21 protein-coding genes are annotated in these 20230 nt (G+C 58.3%); 7 read left to right on the top strand and 14 right to left on the bottom strand.

Annotated elements, in window-relative coordinates:
- Positions 1–15: 15 nt before the first annotated feature.
- A complete protein-coding gene (locus AAFN47_RS05445) occupies positions 16–1923 on the bottom strand; it encodes an autotransporter assembly complex protein TamA (protein WP_499808199.1) in 1908 nt (635 codons plus the stop codon).
- A 326-nt stretch (positions 1924–2249) separates the two neighbouring features.
- Complete coding sequence (locus AAFN47_RS05440) at positions 2250–3995, bottom strand: thiamine pyrophosphate-dependent enzyme (RefSeq protein WP_499808198.1); 1746 nt, start codon at positions 3993–3995, stop codon at positions 2250–2252.
- Positions 3996–4190: 195 nt separating this feature from the next.
- Here AAFN47_RS05440 and AAFN47_RS05435 point away from each other — a divergent pair, with 195 nt between their 5' ends.
- Entirely contained in the window at positions 4191–4619 is a 429-nt protein-coding gene (locus AAFN47_RS05435) for an HIT family protein (protein WP_499808197.1), read from the top strand.
- Here AAFN47_RS05435 and AAFN47_RS05430 read toward each other — a convergent pair.
- Positions 4616–5044, bottom strand: coding sequence for a CBS domain-containing protein (locus tag AAFN47_RS05430; protein WP_499808196.1), 429 nt, complete (start codon positions 5042–5044; stop codon positions 4616–4618). The genes AAFN47_RS05435 and AAFN47_RS05430 overlap by 4 nt on opposite strands.
- A 182-nt stretch (positions 5045–5226) precedes the next feature.
- Positions 5227–5985, bottom strand: coding sequence for a rhomboid family intramembrane serine protease (locus tag AAFN47_RS05425; RefSeq protein ID WP_499808195.1), 759 nt, complete (start codon positions 5983–5985; stop codon positions 5227–5229).
- 292 nt (positions 5986–6277) lie between these two features.
- Here AAFN47_RS05425 and AAFN47_RS05420 point away from each other — a divergent pair, with 292 nt between their 5' ends.
- Positions 6278–6889, top strand: a complete 612-nt coding sequence (locus AAFN47_RS05420; RefSeq protein ID WP_499808194.1) for a PilZ domain-containing protein — start codon at positions 6278–6280, stop codon at positions 6887–6889.
- Between the two features lie 21 nt (positions 6890–6910).
- On the opposite strand, the gene AAFN47_RS05415 is transcribed toward AAFN47_RS05420, so the two are convergent.
- The 3 genes from AAFN47_RS05415 to AAFN47_RS05405 are packed head-to-tail and all read right to left on the bottom strand — an operon-like array spanning position 6911 to position 9981.
- On the bottom strand, positions 6911–7813 hold the full coding sequence (locus AAFN47_RS05415) for a cation diffusion facilitator family transporter (RefSeq protein WP_499808193.1): 903 nt from the start codon (positions 7811–7813) through the stop codon (positions 6911–6913).
- Positions 7810–9018, bottom strand: a complete 1209-nt coding sequence (locus AAFN47_RS05410; protein ID WP_499808192.1) for an HlyD family secretion protein — start codon at positions 9016–9018, stop codon at positions 7810–7812. Before AAFN47_RS05410 ends, AAFN47_RS05415 begins: the two co-directional genes overlap by 4 nt.
- Positions 9019–9069: 51 nt before the next feature.
- Complete coding sequence (locus tag AAFN47_RS05405; RefSeq protein WP_499808191.1) at positions 9070–9981, bottom strand: cation efflux transmembrane domain-containing protein; 912 nt, start codon at positions 9979–9981, stop codon at positions 9070–9072.
- A gap of 223 nt (positions 9982–10204) precedes the next feature.
- Here AAFN47_RS05405 and AAFN47_RS05400 point away from each other — a divergent pair, with 223 nt between their 5' ends.
- A complete protein-coding gene (locus AAFN47_RS05400) occupies positions 10205–10807 on the top strand; it encodes a transglutaminase-like cysteine peptidase (protein ID WP_499808190.1) in 603 nt (200 codons plus the stop codon).
- Positions 10808–10909: 102 nt separating this feature from the next.
- Here the strand turns inward: AAFN47_RS05400 and AAFN47_RS05395 are convergent, their stop codons facing one another.
- Positions 10910–11437, bottom strand: coding sequence for a gamma carbonic anhydrase family protein (locus AAFN47_RS05395; RefSeq protein WP_499808189.1), 528 nt, complete (start codon positions 11435–11437; stop codon positions 10910–10912).
- A gap of 181 nt (positions 11438–11618) precedes the next feature.
- Between AAFN47_RS05395 and AAFN47_RS05390 the strand changes: the two genes are divergently transcribed.
- The gene (locus AAFN47_RS05390; protein WP_499808188.1) at positions 11619–12380 is read left to right on the top strand and encodes a hypothetical protein; all 762 of its coding nucleotides are present in this window, start codon (positions 11619–11621) and stop codon (positions 12378–12380) included.
- A gap of 9 nt (positions 12381–12389) precedes the next feature.
- Here the strand turns inward: AAFN47_RS05390 and AAFN47_RS05385 are convergent, their stop codons facing one another.
- Both AAFN47_RS05385 and cysE read right to left on the bottom strand, forming a co-directional pair.
- Complete coding sequence (locus AAFN47_RS05385) at positions 12390–12605, bottom strand: DUF3126 family protein (RefSeq protein ID WP_499808187.1); 216 nt, start codon at positions 12603–12605, stop codon at positions 12390–12392.
- 220 nt (positions 12606–12825) lie between these two features.
- Positions 12826–13644 (bottom strand): serine O-acetyltransferase, encoded by an 819-nt coding sequence (cysE, locus tag AAFN47_RS05380; protein WP_499808186.1) that lies wholly within the window; start codon positions 13642–13644, stop codon positions 12826–12828.
- A gap of 145 nt (positions 13645–13789) precedes the next feature.
- On the opposite strand from cysE, the gene AAFN47_RS05375 reads away from it, so the two are divergent.
- Positions 13790–14599 (top strand): enoyl-CoA hydratase-related protein, encoded by an 810-nt coding sequence (locus AAFN47_RS05375; RefSeq protein WP_499808185.1) that lies wholly within the window; start codon positions 13790–13792, stop codon positions 14597–14599.
- A gap of 2 nt (positions 14600–14601) precedes the next feature.
- Here AAFN47_RS05375 and pncB read toward each other — a convergent pair whose 3' ends face one another.
- The 3 genes from pncB to AAFN47_RS05360 form a co-directional block, all read right to left on the bottom strand.
- A complete protein-coding gene (gene pncB, locus AAFN47_RS05370; RefSeq protein WP_499808184.1) occupies positions 14602–15891 on the bottom strand; it encodes a nicotinate phosphoribosyltransferase in 1290 nt (429 codons plus the stop codon).
- A gap of 116 nt (positions 15892–16007) precedes the next feature.
- Entirely contained in the window at positions 16008–16805 is a 798-nt protein-coding gene (locus AAFN47_RS05365) for an alpha/beta fold hydrolase (protein ID WP_499808183.1), read from the bottom strand.
- A gap of 107 nt (positions 16806–16912) precedes the next feature.
- The gene (locus AAFN47_RS05360) at positions 16913–17710 is read right to left on the bottom strand and encodes an alpha/beta fold hydrolase (protein ID WP_499808375.1); all 798 of its coding nucleotides are present in this window, start codon (positions 17708–17710) and stop codon (positions 16913–16915) included.
- Between the two features lie 254 nt (positions 17711–17964).
- Here AAFN47_RS05360 and AAFN47_RS05355 point away from each other — a divergent pair, with 254 nt between their 5' ends.
- Positions 17965–18210, top strand: a complete 246-nt coding sequence (locus AAFN47_RS05355) for a zinc-finger domain-containing protein (RefSeq protein ID WP_499808182.1) — start codon at positions 17965–17967, stop codon at positions 18208–18210.
- A 78-nt stretch (positions 18211–18288) separates the two neighbouring features.
- Entirely contained in the window at positions 18289–19419 is a 1131-nt protein-coding gene (locus tag AAFN47_RS05350) for an FAD-dependent monooxygenase (RefSeq protein WP_499808181.1), read from the top strand.
- Between the two features lie 19 nt (positions 19420–19438).
- On the opposite strand, the gene AAFN47_RS05345 is transcribed toward AAFN47_RS05350, so the two are convergent.
- Complete coding sequence (locus AAFN47_RS05345; RefSeq protein WP_499808180.1) at positions 19439–20227, bottom strand: amino acid ABC transporter ATP-binding protein; 789 nt, start codon at positions 20225–20227, stop codon at positions 19439–19441.
- Positions 20228–20230: the final 3 nt, after the last annotated feature.

Genomic DNA, 20230 nt, shown 5'->3' with positions numbered 1-20230 from the left:
AATCAATGGTAACGATCAGAACGCCTGACCCAGCCCGAGATAAATCCCGTAGGAGGGTTCGTCCCTGATCTGTTCCAGCGGAATGGCGAAATCCATGCGCAACGGCCCAACCGGCGTATTGTAGCGCACGCCCGCGCCGACGCCGGTGTACCATTGGCCGCCATCGCCCGGGGTCGATGACGAGAAGGCGCCGCCGGTGTCGACAAAGAAGGCAAGGCCAAAATTCTCGGTCAGTCCGACGCGGGCTTCAACGGACGCCTCGATCAGCGACAAGCCGCCAATCAGTTCGTTTTCGCTGTCGCGCGGGCTTGCCGCCTGATAGGCGTAGCCACGGATCGAACCGCCGCCGCCGGCAAAGAACAGCCGGTCGGGAGGCACCTCGGATATGCCTGCGCCTACGATCGTGCCGGCGGCAAGGCGGCCTGCGAGGACGAATGTCCGGGCCTCGTTCAGCGCCTGATAGGCGCTAAAGACCGCCTTTGTCTTGAAGAAGGACGCTGAATCTTCGAAATCGAAGGCCGGCTCTCCATAGAGTACAAAACGCATGCCTTTCGTGGGATTGAGCTTGTCGTCCCTGGTGTCCCAGGTGAGTTCCAGCGGCGTCGAAACGATCAGTGATCGCGACGGATACACGGTTTCCGTAAAGTCAGCATATTCGATATCCAGCGCGGCCGTGCCGGAGACCGTGTCGGTGAATTCCCGTTCGAGCGCCAAATTGGCGGAAACGGATTTTTTCAAATAGGCGTCGTTGTCGAGAAGCTCGGCCTCGAGTTTCGTGCTGAACGTCGTCAGCGGTCCGAAGACACCGGGCTTCGAGAAAATCATCGCTGCGCGATAATCGAGATCGGTTTCGAGATTATCGCGGCCGACGCCCTGCATGGATGCTTCAAAGCGCAGAGACTCCGCGCGGCCGAACAGGTTCCTGTTCACCCAGAACGCCTCACCACCAAGGCCATCCTGCGTGGCGGCGGTCAGACCGATGCCGAATCCCTTTGGATCGCGCTCACTCACCGTAATCGTGACCGGAACGGATCCGTCGGGATCAGGAGCGCCCGCTTCCTCTATGACGACGCTGGAGAACACGCCCAGCGCGCGAAGCCGCTTGCTGGCGTCGGCAAGGTCTTTCGGACTGAAGATCGCGCCGCGCCTGATATTTGCCTGCTGGATGATGAAATCCGGCTCTATGTCTACGGCGCCTACCACTTTCACATCGCCGAAAACCGTCTTTATGCCCGTATCGAGGCGCAATTTGACTTCCAGCAGATCGTTGTTGTGATTGGCGATAAGTTCCTGGTTCGAAATCTTCGCAAAGGCGTAGCCCTTGTCGCGCCAGGCGCTCACCACCTTTGAGGCGGCCTGCGCGACCTGTCCGGATTGCGCGACCTCGCCAGGGACCACGCCATATTCCGACAGGTCCACCGCCTCGCCGTCCGAGGCGACGACATCCGCCGGGGCAAAATGGAACAAAGGGCCGGTCTTGACGTGGATCACGACATTGACGGTTCCGGCCCTGTCCAGGCCGGCGTCGATCGGGACCAGTTCATACGGACGACCGTTTACAAGGATCGAAACGATGCCGCCGTAATAGCCCAGCGAGTACAGCGTCGCAACGAGCCGCCTCTGGTCATTGTGCGCGCGGGTCAGAAGCCCGATCGTACCCGAGGGCGGCTTGGTTTCTTCCGCGAGTAGAAGCGACGAAGATTCAAGATCCGATTTGATCTCTTCGTTGTCGACGCTGAGTTCAACCTTGTAGGTGACTGGATCGGGGACGGGTTCGACTTCTTCGACCGCTTCCTGTTTCTTGCCCCACAGATGGATCCCGAAAAGCTCGAACGCAAAAGCCGCCTGAGGAACATGAATCAAGCCGGCGCAAAGCATCGCGGCGAGACAATGTCTGCCCCTGGAATGCGCCCGTTCAGACATGGTTCGGCAGCCCGTCATCGATTTATCAGTGCGGCTTGAAGCAAGTGTTCCTGAAGTCTGGAAACAAACCCGTGCTGCCCCTTCCCTGTACGCGATACGTCGCCCATTCGCTCTCGCAAACGGTGTTCTTTCAATCAATAACCGGGAAGTCGGCTTTCGGCCAGTACCCGGAACGCAATACTCAACCGGCGCAAACAACAATTGTGTCTGCCATACTCGGTGATTGAACAACAATAGAATTAAGAAATCACCAATTCCTAACCATAGTTCTTTTCAGAAAATGACTATGAATCTTGGTGATATCTCAATCGGATACTGTATTCAGATTACAGCGAAGCCTTGATTTCGTCCTTCCAGTTGTCCCACTGGCTTTCATCGCCCTTCAACATCAGGATGCCTTCCTTGACCTTTACAAGGCCAAAGCCCCAGGCCTGATTAATTTCGATGTGCGGCGGCATGGCGAACTCGCCAGACGTGACGATCGCATCGATAATGAAGGGTTTGTCGGATGCTGCGGCCTTTTCGATGGCGGGAATGACCTGATCAGCGTCTTCAACCCGAACGCCGTCTCCGCCGCAGATCTTCGCGTATTCAGCAAAGTCCGGATTCTGCAGATGCGTGGCGTTCTTGTTGTAGGCGTAGCCCGCGACCTCCATCTCCATTTTGACGAAACCCAGTTCGGAATTGTTGAAGATGATCACCTTGAGCGGCCAGTCATAGCGCACGGCGGTGACGAAGTCCTGCATGGCCATACCGAAGCCGCCATCGCCGCATAGCGACCAGACCTGACGTCCGGGATTGAGCGCAATCGCGCCGAGCGCGGAGGGCAGGCCGGAACCGAGGGAGCCGTGATTGAAGGCGCTGACCATGCGGCGCTCGCCCTTCAAACGCATCTGACGCGCGAGCCACACTGTGCATTCGCCGACATCGGCCGCGAAAACCGCATCGTCGTCCGCCATATCCGACACAGCCTTGGCGAAAAGTTGAGGATGCAATGGCTTGGAAGTGCGTTCCGGCGACCCCTGCTCCTCCATCGCTTTCAACCATTTCGACGACCGCTTTTTCTGCTTGTCGAAGAAATCGGCGTCCGACTTGTCCTTTATCAGGGGCGCGAGCAGACCGACGGTCTCCTTGATCGTGCCGATCAGCCCAACCGTGACATTTGTCCGCCTGCCGACATTTTCGGCGCGGCAATCCACCTGGACGACCTCGATGCCGTCGGGAATGAACCACTCATAGGGAAAGTCGGTTCCCAGCATCACCAGAACGTCGCAGTCCCGCACGCTGTGATAGCCGCCCGGATTGCCCAGGAGGCCCGTCATGCCGACCACGGGACCGTCATCATAGTCGAAGACTTCCTTGCCCTTGAGAGTATGGGTGATCGGCGCGTGAATGCGTTTGGCGAGCTCCACGATTTCATCTCTCGCGCCGTGGCAGCCGTGACCGCAGAAGAACGCCACCTTCTTGCCCTGATTAATCAGGTCGGCGGCGCGTTCGATTTCCTCCTGCGGCGGGATAATCGCCGAAGGTTTCGTCACGAAATGGAAGTCCTTGCGGATTTCTGGCACTTTCTGTTCGGTGACGTCGATGGGCAATTCTATGCGCACGACCTCGCGCTCGATCAGCGCTTTCTGAATCGCCATCTGCATCAGCCGCGGCGCCGCTTCGGCCGTGTGAATAATCGCCTGAAAGCCGCAGACGTCGTCAAAAATCTTCTCCAGGTTTACTTCCTGGTGATAGTTCGTGCTGCGCTCTTTGTGGGCGACCTGACCGGTGATCGCAACAACGCCCGCCCGCTCCTTCTTGGCGTTGTAGAGACCGTTTATCAGGTGCAGAGCGCCCGGGCCGACCGTGCCTGCGCACACGCCTATTCCGCCGCTCAGCGCCGCCTGGCTATAGGCTGCATAGGCTGCGTTTTCCTCGTGGCGCACGCCGAACCACTCGAAGCGTCCGTCTCCGCGGATCGCCTCGAGGAACGGATTGAGCGCATCGCCTGTGACGCCGAAAATGTGATGGGCTCCAGCATGAGCGAGGTTGTCCAGCAGGACTTCACAAACATTCTTCGACGCCATTTTAATTCCTCCATTTTGATTTGTTAGCAACCTATCGATGAAGAGTTACCGAAATATCCATCTCGCCAGACACTATATACAAATCGCGCCGACACGAAATAACCAGTCTTTGCAACCATACTCGTTCTTGACGGAACAGACGCGCCCCTTCATGTGTATCTCACCGCCAACCAAGCATGAACGAGGACTATCGGGATGAATGAACCGGCCTATGACGATCAGAACATCTTCGCGAAGATTCTCCGTGGCGAACTGCCCTGCCACAAGGTTTTCGAGGATGAAGACACGCTGGTTTTCATGGACATCATGCCTCGCGGACCCGGACATTGCCTGGTCATTCCGAAAAACCCGGCGCGCAATATTCTCGATATCGCGCATGAAGACTACGCCAGCGTAGGAAAAACCGTCCAACGGATAGCGCGGGCTTGCAAGAAGGCATTCGCGGCCGACGGCGTGACCATCCAGCAATTCAACGAAGCTGCTGGCGGACAAGTGGTGTTCCACCTGCATGTCCACGTTATTCCGCGTTTCGAGGGCGTCGCCCTTCTCCCGCCCGCCTCGCAGCAGGGCGACGCGGACGAACTCAAGGCCAACGCGGCAAAGATTGCCGCCGCAGTCGATTAACTGGCGATATAGGCCTTGATTTCCTCGGCTTCGCGCTCGACCTGTTCGATGCGCAGGCGTACGACGTCGCCGATCGAGACGAGGCCTCCCAGTTTTCCGTCGACCTCGACCGGCAGGTGACGGAACCGTCCCTGCGTCATCATCTCCATCAACTGATTGACCGAATGGGTCTCGCTGCAGACCTTTACATTCGCCGTCATGGCGGATGAGACCGGTCCGGACATCGCGTCAGCCCCCTTGGCTGCCAGCGCGCGCACAATATCGCGTTCCGACAGGATCCCGCAGATCCTGTCGGACCCGTCGACGACGACGACGGCGCCGATCTTGTACTCCGCCAGCCTGGCGTTGGCTTCCGACAGTGAGATTTCAGGCGTGACCGTGATCACTTCACGGCCCTTCTGATCGAGTATTGCCTTGACTGTCATGGGTGTCTCCTCACTCACATTCGTTACGGCGGCATCCTTTCCCGGCCGCCATATCGGCGCATCAGTCATCGTATCGTGCGCGCAGCCGAGGCGAATTGCAAGCAAATGGTAGCGCGGAGACTGATCGCGAATTCTTCGTGAAACGAAATGAAATGTGAGACTTAAGCCATTGCGCCAAAGGCTCAGGCGGCAGGTTTGAAATGCGAGCCGACGTCGAAGAACCGAAATGCAAAGAAGCCGAAGAGAAAGCCGCCGACATGCGCTTCCCAGGCGATCTGCGCATCGGGGCCCGGTCCGCCAAGCAGGCCGAAGGCCGCAATCGCGTTTATTGCAAACCATATCACCACGTAAGTGATCACAGTGCGGTTCACGAGGGTTTCCTGCAGCGTCTGATAAGGCAGCCTGTGCGCATTGAGGCGATTGAAGCCGCCGTGCCTGGGGAAGGCGAAACGAGCCGCAGCGCCCATGAGAGCTGATATCACGCCGGAAGCGCCGATCATCGGAGCGCCGCTCTGCGCATGAAACAGGAAATACAGCCCCGCCGACGCCATAGCCGACAGGATCCAGAATATGACAAATCGCTGTGTTCCGATTCGACGCGCGACAACCGCGCCAAATGCGATGAGCCAAAGCGTGTTGACGATCAAGTGCGCGAAATTCGCGTGAAGCAAGGAATAGGTGACCGGCGTCCAGAAAGCAGCCGGATCGGTAAACAGCGACACGGATTCATAGCGTATCGGAATAAAGGCGCCATGAATGAGAACGAAAATATTCTGGTCCTGCGTAAGGACGTAGGCCCTGGCTATATGGATGAACCACATCGCGAATGTCGCCCAGGTGACGACCGCCGGCAGATTGAAAATCGGCTGTCGCGGCGGTCGCCCGCTCGACCAGTCGCCTGCGGGACCGTTGTGTTCTTGATCCGGCTGTCTATCCGCCATGACACGCGCCTTTCACACTGAATCGGACTTAGCTAGTATTCCGTTCGGCGCAAAAAAAGAAGTGGCTCGACAAAACGCGCACAGGCTGCCGGCTGAATGGCAAACACTCGCCAACAAATTGTTAACCAAGATGGATAATACCAGTTTGCAACCATTGATCTTTTATCTGATGGACTTCTAATTATAATTGTATCGTTTCCATCGATAACATCTATTACCGGTTGTTAACGGTTGAGCATAGATATATAATATAACGGTGGCTGGATCCCACCCTTTCAAGGTTCAGTATTCCATGCAAACGACGAGGCCGACATTGGAGCGCATTATCACGCCTGATCCAGAGGGAAATGGACACAAGGTAGTCGCCCTTGATCTCAGCGGGCGGCTCATGTGCGCGGATTTCAATGAATATCAATGCGTTGCGGTAGAAATGTCTCCCTTCGAGGCCTATTTTCGCTGTGCGGCCAGGCCACAAAACCAGGAGAGAATTATCGCCTATATCGACCATATTGGACGGGTCGAAGGCAAGATGTCCGCGCTGACCGAAGACGGCTTCCGAATCAAGATCAAGGCGACCGAAAGAAAGCGGCAGAAACTCGCGGCGCAGTTGAACTGGTTCGCAAACCGCAACGAAATGGGCGTAGCAGAAGATCGTCGGCATGAGCGGATTGTCCCGCGCGATCCGAATGCGGAAATCAAACTCGCCGACGGCGACACCTATCCCTGTCGTATCGTGGACCTTTCGATGTCCGGCGCCGCAATCGAGATCGAGGCCAGGCCGGCGCTCGGTTCGCATGTCCTTCTCGGAAACATGCGCGGCCGTGTCGTGCGCCATTTCGATGACGGCATCGCCATCGAATTCGCCACCATCCAGCCGCCGGAAGCGCTGGAAAATTACATCTGACCTCTGCGTCGCGCGCGCAATTCATGAAGCAACGACGACAAGATCGACGGGCGTCTCGAGACTCCGCAGAGCCGATTGCAGTGATTTTCTGTAATTCTCGATATCACCGGTCGTAGCGTCAGACGCGGTATCGATCGCGACTTCGACAAACAGCCTGTCGCCTCCCCGTCGCGTTCGAAATCCGATCAGCGCGCGTTCGGGAACAGAGGCCTCCACCGCCGCGCGCACCGCCTCCATCCTGTCAGGATCGGCCGGCTGGTCGAACAGGCTCGAAAGACCGGCGCTGATCATCCGCAGGCCCCGGCGCAGCATGAGAAAGACGACAAGCAGCGCTCCGAACGAGTCGAGCAGAAGAACGACCCCTGGATCCTTGGCGAACACGGCCAAAGTCAGTGTCACCTGAAGAATGCCGGTGCCAACGACGGCTCCCCGCCGGGCGCTGAGTTCGGCGCCGAGAACGCCGCCCGTTTCTTCTCTGGCCGCAGCGCGCATGCCGCGCCAGCTGAGCCAGTTGATGCAGAAGTTGAGAGCATTGAAGATCGCGGCCACCGAGAGCCCGAGCGGACTGGCTGCGGGACTGTCGCCATCCAGGGCCCGGAATACGCTCTGTCCCACCCATAATGCGCCAAGGACCATGCCAAGTCCGACGACGACCCAGGCGAACTGCTCGATCTTTCCCGTGCCGAATTGAAATCCCTTCAACATGTTTCGGTGCACGGCGCGCAACAGCCACAACGAATAGTATCCAATGCCAAGGGTGAGCGCTCCGCGCGTCGCCTCGCCCAGCATCGTCAGCGATCCGCTGGCGAGGGCTGCGGCGATCAACAGGACGACAATGGCCGTGTCGGCGACTTCCGTGATGATCAGAGTTCGCTCTCTTTCGAGCTCGATCGGAGTCGGCGTGCGGCGCCCGCTGGCGATCATAGCCGCAAACGCGCCTTCAGCACGTCAAACAGGCCGACGCCCGGAAACCGGACATAGGCGGATTGGCCAATCGGACACTGGTCCGGTCCCATCCCTTCCCTGTCGAGCGAAAGCAACGCCTGCGCGACGCCTGCAGTGCGCCCCTTTGCAACCGCCGCCAGATCCTTGCGGCCGATCGGAGACGCCGATCCCCGCGTCAGAACAACCGTCGCGTCACGGACCGAGGATTCTCCTTCCATGATCACCTCCGCGCGATCGCCTTTCCTGATCAGCGGAATCTCGGCGTCAGGCACCGGCACGTCCACCAGCAGCACCTCGCAATTGATCCATTCGACAATGGGTTGACCAGCGGTGACTGCGGCGTCCGGCGCGGCGAGGACGCTGAAGATCAGCGAGCCGCCCGGCGCAGTCACATTTGCAGCGGAAAGTTCCGCCAGCGCCGTCGTCGCCAATGCGAGTCCACGTTTTGCGTCCTCGACGCGGGCATTTGCGCGGTCGAGTTCGTGGCGCAGTCTCTGCTGTTGCAATTGCAACTCCAGTTCACTGTAGCGAAGCCAGTCGGGCGTGCTGCCGTCGGCCGCGATGAACACGCCGGATTCGGCCGCCTTGTCCCGCAATAGCGCAAAAGCAAGTTCGGCGTTGAGTTCGGCCGCCCGCGCGTTGGCGTCGGATAGCCGGAGGGCGGCTTCGTCAAGATCGGCGTTCGATCCAACACCGCGCTCCGTCAAGGTCTGGCTGCGATCCACGATCCGCTGCAGCACGTCGATCCGCTTTGCATTGACCGCAATCTGCCGCCTGAGCGTCTGGATTTCCGTCTCAAGGGTTTCGTGAAAAACCTCCGCCAACTGATCGCGCTGACTCACTCTTCGCCGTTCCAAACTTTCGGTGTCGTCAAGCTGATCAGTGGCTTCGGCGGCATTGCTTTGCGCGGTGGCGACCTGCTGACGCATGTCGTCCACCGATCGTTTTTCATCAAACAGCAGCGGATTTTCAATCGTTGCCACGAGGCCGTCGCTCCCCACGATCGAACCGGCGAGCGGCAGCTCGGTTACGATACGGCCTTCAATGGGCGCAACAGCCATCCGCGACCAGGTTGTGATGGCGGAGTCGCGAACCAGCGTGGATCGGATATACGGCCCGATCATCCAGAGGCAATAGGCTCCGAACACCAAGATTGTCAGTAACAGAACTTTCCTGCCGCGCATCGATACCCCCGTTTCATTCCCGGAAAAGTGATTACATGATCGTCTGTGTCGTCACGTTTCCTGTCCATCGGCCTGATGTTCGGAAAGAACCGCGAGTTCGATCCGCATCGCGCCGTCCTGCAGGCGATCCAGTATGTCCTGACGCCACCGTGACAAAGCCGAGGCCGGCATATCCGGCGGCGTCGTCACGAAGACTTCCGCCTGGACACCCTCCATGATCGGCCGCGCCCTGAAACGGGCGACCTGGGCGGGGGCGACGACCGCCTCGGCCGCCTCGCGCACAGCCTTGCAGACGTCCTCGTCCGGCCTTGAATCCAGTATCTGAGGCGCTGAGCGGAAAAGCATCGAAACACCGCGCAACACCATGATCGTCGCGACGAAAGCGGCGCCAAGCGCATCCATCAGCAGCGCCACGACGGGATCGATCGCCAAAGCGGCGATCGTCAGCGTGATCTGGAGAAAGACCGAAGACGCCATCATGATGAACCGCGCGTTGAGCTGGGCCCTGAAGACATCGGACGGCTCTTCCGGCTCGGCCTTCTTCATCCCCCACCAACCGAGAATATTCACGACGCCATTGACGGCGTTCACCACCGCCCCCACGGCCAGCCCCAGCGGCGATGCGGTCGGCTCGCCTCCGACGATGGTCGAAACCACGCTCTGGGCAACCCACAGACCGCTTGCAAGAAGTCCGCCCCCTACGACAAGTCCGACGAAGCTCTCAATCTTGTCCAGCCCGTATTCGTAGTGATCGAAGCGGCCGCGATGCTTGGCGCGCAGCACAATATAGGCATAGGTCGACGCAGCCAGCATCAGGAAGCTCCGAATGCCTTCGCTGATCAGCGTCAACGAGCCGGACATGAAGCCGGCGAGCAGCAGCATTGCATTCGTCACATTATCCGCCAGAAACGGATCGCGCATGGAATGCTCGATCCTGAGCTCCGCCTTGGTTGGCTGCCGCATTAGCGATGACTCCCCATTCGGGCACCTTAGTTCGGTATACGGCCGATAGAAAGCGCCTGGTAAAGCCATCCGCGCAATTGCGTTTTCGGTTTCCCGCCGCTTACCCGGTTCGATAGAATTTTAACTGCATTTATTCTGAATTAGCCTTTGTTTTTATTGCGATAATTTCCGGTATCTAAAATCCAATGTGAGATAGTTCCCTCAAGATGGAGAGGGACGCATCATGAAATCCACACTGTGCATCGGCGGTATTCTCGCGCTCGCCATGGTCTGGCTGACAGGGCCGGCGCTGGGCTTCTCGCCCAACATGCAGACGCTCGGAGGCACCAGCCAGCCGATCGGTCACTACAATTTTTGCAAGGTTCATCCGTCCGAGTGCAGCTACCGTACGCCCGTCAGCGCGCCCATGAGGCTGACAAAGGACGTCTGGAACCGGATGGTCAGCATTAATGCACGGGTCAATCGCGACATCATCCCGATGACCGATCAGGATGTGTTCGGCGTCGAAGAGTTCTGGGCTTACCCCAAGGCTGTCGGCGACTGCGAGGACTACGTTCTGCTGAAACAGAAGCTGCTTATGCAGATGGGCTATCGCGCTTCTGACCTGCTAATCACCATTGTACGTCAAACCGACGGATCGGGACACGCCGTGCTTACGGTCAGAACCGACCATGGCGACTTCATCCTCGACAATATGCACGATGAAGTCCTGCTGTGGTCACAAACGGATTACACCTTTTTGAAGCGTCAATCCTCGGTCAACACCGGCAGATGGACCAAGCTGCAGGACAGCCGCGCCACTTTTGTCGGAAGCATCCGCAAATAGAACGGCGCGCAACCGGAATTCAGGCCTCGGTCGGTCCCCACCCTTCCCATCTCAGACCAGGCCTGTGAGCCGTCCCGCCCCAGGGACGGCTCTTTTTTGTTCTCAGGAAATTCTTTCGAGACCGGCTGCAAACCGACGCGCATTTTCGATGTAGTGGCGCGCGGACCATTGCAGCATGGCGACCGCCTTGTCGTCGAGTTCACGAACCGGCTTTGCCGGCGACCCCATGACGAGGCTGTTGTCCGGTATTTCCTTTCCCTCCGTCACGAGAGCTCCTGCCCCTATAAGGCAATTATCGCCGATCCTGGCTCCATTGAGCACGATCGCGCCCATCCCAATCAGGCTGTTGTCGCCGATCGTGCAGCCATGCAGCATCGCCTTGTGACCGATCGTGCAGCCTTCGCCAATGACGAGCGGAAATCCGATATCGGTGTGCATGACGCAATTTTCCTGGACATTCGTGCCCTTGCCAAGGGTCATCGGCTCGTTGTCCCCGCGCAGAACCGAACCGAACCAAATTCCAACATCCTCGCCGATATTCACCTTGCCGATTACAGACGCGCTTTCCGCAACCCAGAAAAATCCGTCAGGCAGGTTGGGGCTTTCGTCGTCGAGCTTGTACAGCGCCATATCAAATCCTCCAGGTGTCTGCGCAATCCCGTCCTCGCATAGCAGCTACCGGGAAAATGACAATGCGCCGGGGAGCCGGAATTACGCCGGTTTACGAGGTCTTAACTACATTCCGCGAAAATCGCATCCAAAATAACCTGATCCATAGGTGCGGGCGTTGCTCGCATGGGAATTCCATTTGATGCCCTCCTCGCAATCGGCAAATCCGGCGATCGACCCGCGCCCCCTGATATCGCAGGCGTTCATCTGGAAAACCGCCGTAGTCGCTGCGTCCCTGATGTTGCTCACAGTTCTGCTGAACATCGCCGGACACTGGTACGGCGACACAATCGTCACCAGCGGTTTCAGCGCGGATCCGACAATCCGGACCATCACAATTGGCGATAATGCGTTGCGTATCCCGGACAACATGATCCGCTTCGAAGAGCAGCGAAACGACGGCGCTGCAAACCGGGTTGACCTCTACGTGCTCTGGCCGAGTCTGGAGGGATACAGTGAGAAGACCAAGGATCTTTTCAACGGCATCGACAGTTCACAGGATATCGTTTTCATCACGCTCAGCAGGCAGGAGATGCAGCTCGACATGTCGGAGCGATTTGCGCCTGTATACAGCCGACTTGTCGATCATCGCGGTCAGTCACTGAGTTACGGCCTGACCCGGTTTACCTTTGACGAAACCAGCCGCTACGCCGGTGAATATCTCTATGTCGAGACGAACACAGCCCATCCCTTTGTCGCCAGATGCATCGACCCTTCGGATCTGCCGAACGAGTCGCGCACCTGCATGCGCGATGTTCATAAAGGTCAAGGCCTGAGCTTGATGTACCGCTTCAGCGAAGACCTGCTGCCGCAATGGAAAGCCCTGGATCAGGCTATGAATTTTTACGTGTCGTCGGCAATCGTAAGCGCCCGCCCTCCCCGCAAGCAGCGCCTGACCCAGTGAACCTGAGACTTAATGATCGTCCAGATCGATCTCGAGAATAGCCATCGTGAAATTGTAGGAAAGATCGTCTTCTTCGTCATCGTCGCGGAACAGCACGCCGAGAAATTCATCTCCGATATAGACTTCCGCCGAATCGTTCTTGTTGGGGCGCTTTCGAACCGCCATCTGGGCGTTGAATGTGCGTTTGAAATAGGAATCCAGTTTGCGCAGTTCTTCCGGCTTCAAGACAATCTCCGTCAATTGACCTGTCGGCGACACGGGTCGCCCGGCGTTTCAGGTTAGCGGCGCTTCTCGCACGTCAGAAGCGGCAATGTAAAGAGCGACCGGCCGCTTGTACTATTTCGATCTGCAGCAAAACCCACTGCAACCACCGACAATCCCGTGTCTTTAAACTAGAAAGCCCGCACCTCGGGATGCGGGCCTGAAACGCGGGATTTCTGTTGTCTCAGCTTTCGCCGACGATCTGGTCCATGGATCGCGACGGCTCCAGGCACCCGGCCTTGCCGACAACCCGCGCCGGCACTCCGGCCACCGTGGACGCCTCGGGCACGGCCGAAAGCACCACCGAACCGGAGGCGATGCGCGAACATCTTCCTATTTCCAGATTGCCGAGAATCTTTGCGCCGGCGCCGATCAGAACGCCTTGACGAACTTTCGGGTGCCGGTTGCCCGGCTCCTTGCCGGTTCCTCCCAGCGTTACGCCATGCAGAATGGAAACGTCGTCCTCGATAATCGCCGTGCCGCCGACAACAAGACCGGTCGCATGATCGAGGAAGATGCCCTTGCCCATGCGCGCCGCCGGATGAATATCCGTCTGGAAAACTTCCGAAGACCGGCTCTGCAGGTAAAGGGCGTAATCCCGGCGACCGTTTTCCCACAGCCAGTGTGCAAGACGATGCGCCTGGATTGCATGGAATCCCTTGAAATAAAGCACCGGCTCAATGAAGCGGTCGCAAGCCGGATCACGGTCGTAAACAGCCTGAATATCAACCCGCAGGATCGCGCTCCATTCCGGCCAGTCTTCCAGCATCTCATCGAATGTCTGGCGCAGCAGGTTGGTCGGCATGTCCGCATGATCAAGACGTTCGCACACGCGATGAATGACGGCTTCTTCGAGCGTCCGGAAATTCAGGATGGTCGAATAATGGTAGGTTGCGAGAACGGGATCATTGTCGGCGGCCTGCTGGGCCTCCATGCGGATGGCGTCCCAAATCGGATCCATCGCCTTGATCTGTTCCGCCCTTAGCGCCTTCGGTGCTGGCATCGCGGCGTCTCCCTCGATATTTTTGCGTCACGACCGGAGCCGCATTTGCTTCGGAACCTATCGCGCCTTGGTAAACTTGCGATAAAAATAGGGCGAATCCGCGATTATTCAAATCGAAAACTTTTCAACGACGGTGACAAAGAAATTGAACAATCAATCTTCGAAACCGCTTGCCGACGGCCAGATCGTTCTAAGCTGGTCCGATTCCATAGCGACGATTACCTTCGATCGACCGGACAAGAAGAACGCGATCACGCACCAGATGTGGCGCGAGATCGTCCATGCATTCGAACTGATCGACCAGGCTGACGACATTCGATGCGTGCTGATGAAGGGCGGCGGGGAAAGCGACTTTTCCGCAGGCGCCGACATCGGAGAATTCGATTCAGCAAGACGCGATCCGCACACCGCCGACCGATACGAGCAGTCGAATTCCGACGCGTTTCGGGCTGTGCGCGAATGTCCCATACCGGTCCTGGCCGTTATCAGAGGAATCTGTTTCGGCGGGGCGTTTGGCCTTGCGGCCGCCGCCGATCTGCGCATAGCCAGCCACACCGCTTCTTTCAGCGTGCCTGCAGGCAAGCTTGGCCTGTCCTATCCGGCGGATGCAATGATTGACATCGTGGAGGCAGCAGGTCCGCAATTCGCCCGCTACATGCTCTATTCGGCCCGCCGGATCGACGCTGCGACGGCGCTCGACGCCGGCTTTATTCTCTCGCTGCACGACGACCGGGACCTGGAGGAAAACGCGCTGCAACTGGCTGCGGAGATCTGCGCGAACGCGCCCCTCAGCAACCGCGCGTCAAAGGCGGCCATACGCGCCGCGCTCAGCCATAGCGCCGACGATTTCCAAAAAGCCTCTGCTCTCGGAGCATCGACGTTTTCAAGCAGGGATTACAAGGAAGGCAGACTGGCGTTCCGCGAAAGGCGCAAACCCGTTTTCAACGGAAGCTGAGGTCAAACCAGGACGTCCCGCTCTTCCTGAGCGCCGACGCCGAAGACCTTCTTGTAGCGTTCGATCTCTTGCGGCGGCCCCATGGCCTTGCGGGGATTGTCCGACAGCTTGACGGTCGGCCGGCCATCGGCGGAAACGGCCTTGCAGACGAGCGAGAACGGCGCAAGTCGATCCCCGTCGACGAGGCCCCGGAAATCGTTTGTCAGCAGCGTGCCCCATCCAAAACTGACGCGGGCGCGTCCATGGAAGCGGTTGTAGATGTCGATGATCTTGTCGGTATCGAGCCCATCGGAGAATATCAGCAGCTTCTTTTGCGGGTCCTGTCCGCGGGAGCGCCACCAGTGTATCGCCGTTTCGGCGGCGACGACCGGATCACCGCTGTCAATGCGAATGCCCGTCCAGTCCGCCAGCCAGTCAGGAGCCCGGTTCAGAAAGCCTTCTGTGCCGTACGTGTCCGGCAATATGATCAGCAAGTTGCCGTCGTGCTCTTCCTGCCAGTCCTCCAGCACCCTGTATGGCGCCGAAGCCAGCTCTTCATCGCAGTTCGCCAGCGCGGAATAGACCATCGGCAATTCATGCGCGTTGGTGCCGATGGCTTCGACGTCGCGCCGCATCGCGATCAGGCAGTTCGACGTGCCGATGAACTTGTCGCCCAGACCTTCGAGCATCGCCTGAACACACCAGTCCTGCCACAGGAAGGAATGCCTTCGGCGCGTGCCGAAATCGGCGATCTTGAGAGCGTCCAAATCGCGCAGGTCACCGACTTTTTCCCAGATCCTCGTCATTGCGCGCGCATAAAGGACCTGCAGTTCGAAACGGCCCATGTCACGGAGGACAGCGCGGGATCGCAGTTCCATCAGTACGGCAAGCGCCGGTATTTCCCAAAGCATGACGGCGGGCCATGGCCCCTCGAATGTCAATTCGTACTGATCGCCGCGCCGCTCCAGATGATAGGGCGGCAATCGCAGGTTCTCGAACCACTCCATGAAGTCCGGACGGAACATGTAGCGTTTGCCATAAAACATGTTGCCCCGCAGCCAGGTGCTCTCGCCGGGAGTAAGCCTGAGGTCGCGTATGTGGTCGAGTTGGTCGCGCAGTTCCTTCTCGTCGATAAGCTGCGCCAGAGGCACCTCTTTCGTCCGGTTGATGATGCTGAACGTCACCTGCGTGTCCGGATTGTTTCCGAAAACCGACTGCGCCATCAGCAATTTGTAGAAGTCCGTGTCGATCAGGGATCGGACGATCGGATCAATCTTCCAATTGTGATCGTAAACTCGCGATGCGATGTCCATGTCATGCCTATTCTAACAGAACCGTCGTTCGTGCAGCCGATATGCGTCAATTCCGCCACACGGGCGACTGACAGATCATACTGGCCGCGCTGCGTCAATAAATGCGGATGCAACCATTACGTGGCGGCGCTGTCGCGTAATTCACCAAGAAAATCGAGTATGGCCGCCTGGAAGAGATCATTGCGATCGCCCGCAACCATGTGCCCGGCCCCCGAAACATCCGCAAGTCTTGCGTGCGGCGCTATTTCGAGAAACTCCTCAGTGTGCTCCTCCTGGACAAGCTCCGATTGTCGCCCGCGAACCAGCAGGGTGGGAATGGTCAGCGCGCGGGCAGCCTCCAGGCGATGCTTTTCCGAGGTGAATTGGCCGGCATCGATCGGATGCGGCCCCGAAACAATGGCCGGATCCCAATGCCAGCGATAGCGGCCGTCCTCTCCCCGCCGCAGGTTCTTGGAAAGGCCCGACAGCGATTTGGGACGATTTCGATTCGGCAGATAGGCGCTGATCGTGTCAGCGGCCTCTTCCAGGGAGGCAAATCCTTCATGGGCTCTCTCTCCCATGAAACCCAGGATCTTTTCGACGCCGTCACGCCGCATCCGGGGCGTCACGTCAACGAGAACCAGCCCGGCGAGAAGATCCTGGCCGGACAACTGTTGTGCGATCAGCGACGAAATGCCGCCGAGCGACGCGCCCACCGCCACGGGCTTTTCCCCGTAATCCTCTTTGATTGTACGAAACAGGCGGATCGCGTCTCGGGAAAAGTCATCGAAATTGTAGTGCCCGCCATCAATCCAGTCACTGTCGCCATGACCTCGCAAATCGACAGAGATTGCAGTCCAACCGGCGCGGGCGACACTTCTCGCGGTCGCCAGCCAGGCATGGCGGGTCTGGCCGCCGCCATGCAGGAATACCACGGGAGGTCCTTCTACCCCCAAGACAGTCGCGACCAGAGTATTCTGATGCGTTCCGATAAACTTGCGGACTTGCTCGACCGGTCGAGTTATATCGACAGTCTGCCCGCTCATCCGGAAACGCAGCTTCCGGAACCGTCGGCAAGGAACTCGAGCACCGCAGCCTTGTAGGTTTTGTCGCCAACAGCAAGCATGTGGTCCCGGCCTTCGATGTGAAACACCTCGCCGTGCGCAAGCGCGTTTGCGAACGGCTCCGGCGGACCCGCAATGTCGTCCTTCGTTCCGGTCGCTACCAGGGCGCGCTTTTCGATCTGAGCCAGTTCCACTTCCGTAAAAAAGGTGCGGATTGACTGAATGCAAGCCGCAAGCGCAAGTCGATCAGACCCCGTCTGGTCGGCGAAGAGACGAAACCGACGCGCCGGCTCGCCAGTAACGTCGTCGGCCGAAGGCGCGCGCAGACCATTGGCGATCGACTCCCAGTCGAGGTTCGGCTCCAGGATCGCGGCCCCGCGGCCGCCGAAAATCAGGGACGCCGCCCTGTCGGGATCGTCGAGCGCAAGTCGCACTGTTATCGACGCTCCCATGGAGTAACCCATGACATTGGCCTGCGGAACAGACAGATAATCCAGCAGCGCCACGGAATCGCTCTTCATCTCCGACAATGTATAGCGGTCGGGATCATGCGGTTTGTCGCTGACGCCATGACCGCGATTATCGAGAGCAATCACCCGGTGTCCGGCGTCAGTCAGAGTTTTGACCCAACCCGTGTTGACCCAGTTGATGTGAGCTGTGGAGGCAAATCCGTGAATCAGCAGGATTGGAAACGCATCGCGCGGGCCTGCATCGAGATAGGCGATCCGCAGATCACCATTCATGAAATGCTGCATTGGCAGCGCCTCTATAACCATATCGTCCAGATCCGAAGCATGAAACACCGCAAGGCGATCCATTCGACATGCGGAGCCTTTGCGTTTCTGTTTTCAAACCCAGCGGGTCCCGAAAATCAAGTGATACATCGAGCATCGCGCTGGAATGGTTTGATCACAAACAAGTTTACCCCAAATATTTGGACTTGAAGACAGGCCCGAATTTTGCGATCAGCAAGCGGGGCGATGGAAAGCGGAAATGCTTACTCGAAACATTTATTCTTATGGAGAATTCCATGGCCGGACATACAATTCCTCACTTCCACAATGACGCGGGTCACACCACGATCGAGGTTGGAACGAAGGAGTTCATGTGTGTCGGCGCGAATCCGCCTTTCGATCATCCGCACGAATTTCTCGATATGGGAGACGACACGGAAATCGTTTGTCCCTATTGTTCGACGCACTATCGCTACAATCCGCTTCTCAGCGTGACAACAACGCTTCCGGAAAACTGCCTCTTCAACGCCGCAGTTCTTTAAGGCGGGGCTGTCAGGGACGCGTCGGCCCTGAACGCAAATCAGACACTACGACTGTCCGAACGAAATGCACGGATACCCGTGAAGAACACAAAGCATATCGATATCGTTGGCGCCGGGGTTGCGGGACTGACGACGGCGCTCGCCTTGGCCGAAAGAGGCCATACTGTGCGGATATTCGAACAATCTCCGGCGCTTGAGGAAATCGGCGCCGGCTTGCAGCTTTCGCCGAATGCGACCAGGATTTACGATGCGCTCGGCCTTAGGGGCCACCTCGCCGAAGTCTGGTATGAACCCGATAATCTGCAGTTGGTTTCCGGTCTTTCACTGCGAACGCTTGCCCGATTGCCCGTCAGAGCCATGTCAAGGGATCGCTGGAAGGCGCCTTACGCCGTCATCCACCGCGCCAGACTGCAGGATGTTCTTTTGAATGCCTGCCGGCGCTACAGTTCAATCGATTTCGAATTCGGCAAGCGGATCGAGGCGCCGGCGCGTGGCGCCGCCGATGTGACCGTCGGCGCAGACGGCGTCTGGTCGAGCCTGCGGCGCATGGTTCGCGGGTCTGCGGAGCCTCGCTTCTCGGGTTACTCCGCGTGGCGGGCGACAATGCCGATTGCGGAGCTTCCAGCTTCATTTTCGCGCACCGACGTGACGGCCCTGCTAGGCCCCGGCGCTCATCTCGTGATCTACCGAATCGGTTCCGGGACGATAAACCTCGTTGCAACGATCCCCGAACATCACAGTGAGAAAGGCTGGAACCTCAAGGGCGACGCCGCCCGTCTGCTGTCAGCATTCAAAAGGTGGCACGCGTCGATCGGAATTGTTCTGGCGAATGCCGAATGGCGCCACTGGCCGATCTACGAAGTCGCAGACGCGTCCTGGCGAGGCGACGACAGCACGATACTCATCGGCGACGCCGCCCACGCGATGGCGCCGCATGCAGCTCAAGGGGCGGCTATGGCGATAGAGGATTCCTGTGAACTCGCGTCCTGGCTGGATCGGACCGACATCGAAACGGCGACCGCCCTCATGCGCTTCGAAGCGCATCGCAGGCCCCGCATCCGACGCGTTGGCCAGCGCGGCTTGCTCAACAAGTTCGCCTACCAGGCCATCGGCCCCTTCAGGCTGGGCCGCGACATCGTCTTCACACTCCGCGGCGGGCAATCGCTTCTGGCCGACCTCGACTGGCTCTACGGCTACGAGACCGGCTGAAGAAACAGTTTCCGCAGGATCAGTGAAGGATCTGGCTGAGGAATAGCTTGGTGCGCTCGTGCTGCGGATTGTCGAAGAATTCGTCCGGCGCATTCTCTTCGACGATCTGCCCCTGATCCATGAAAATCACACGGTTTGCCACCTGACGGGCAAATCCCATCTCGTGGGTCACGCACAGCATCGTCATGCCTTCTTCCGCGAGGCCGACCATGGTGTCGAGCACTTCCTTGATCATTTCCGGGTCGAGGGCCGAGGTCGGCTCGTCGAACAGCATGATACGCGGGTTCATGCACAGCGACCGGGCGATCGCCACGCGCTGCTGCTGACCGCCGGACAACTGGCCCGGATATTTGTGGGCCTGCTCCGGGATCTTGACCCGTGTCAGGAAATGCATCGCCGTTTCCTCGGCTTGCTTCTTCGGCATCTTGCGAACCCAGATCGGCGCCAGCGTACAGTTTTCCAGGATCGTCAGATGCGGGAAAAGATTGAAATGCTGGAACACCATGCCGACTTCGCGCCGTACTTCGTCGATCTTCTTCAGGTCGTTGGTCAGTTCGATTCCGTCGACGACGATCGTGCCCTGCTGATGTTCTTCCAGCCGGTTGATGCAGCGGATCATCGTCGATTTGCCCGATCCGGACGGGCCTGCGATGACAATTCTTTCGCCACGCATGACTTTCAGGTTTATGTCGCGCAGGACGTGGAAATCACCGAACCACTTGTTCATGCCCACGATTTCTACCGCGACCTCCGTGTCGGACACGGTCATTTTGGAACGGTCGACTTCCTCGATGGCTGGTTCTGACATTGT

The sequence above is a fragment of the Hoeflea sp. CAU 1731 genome (assembly GCF_039888615.1).
Classification (GTDB): domain Bacteria; phylum Pseudomonadota; class Alphaproteobacteria; order Rhizobiales; family Rhizobiaceae; genus Flavimaribacter.
The sequence above is the reverse complement of the archived record's forward strand: the minus strand, read 5'-3'. Positions and strand labels throughout refer to the sequence as shown.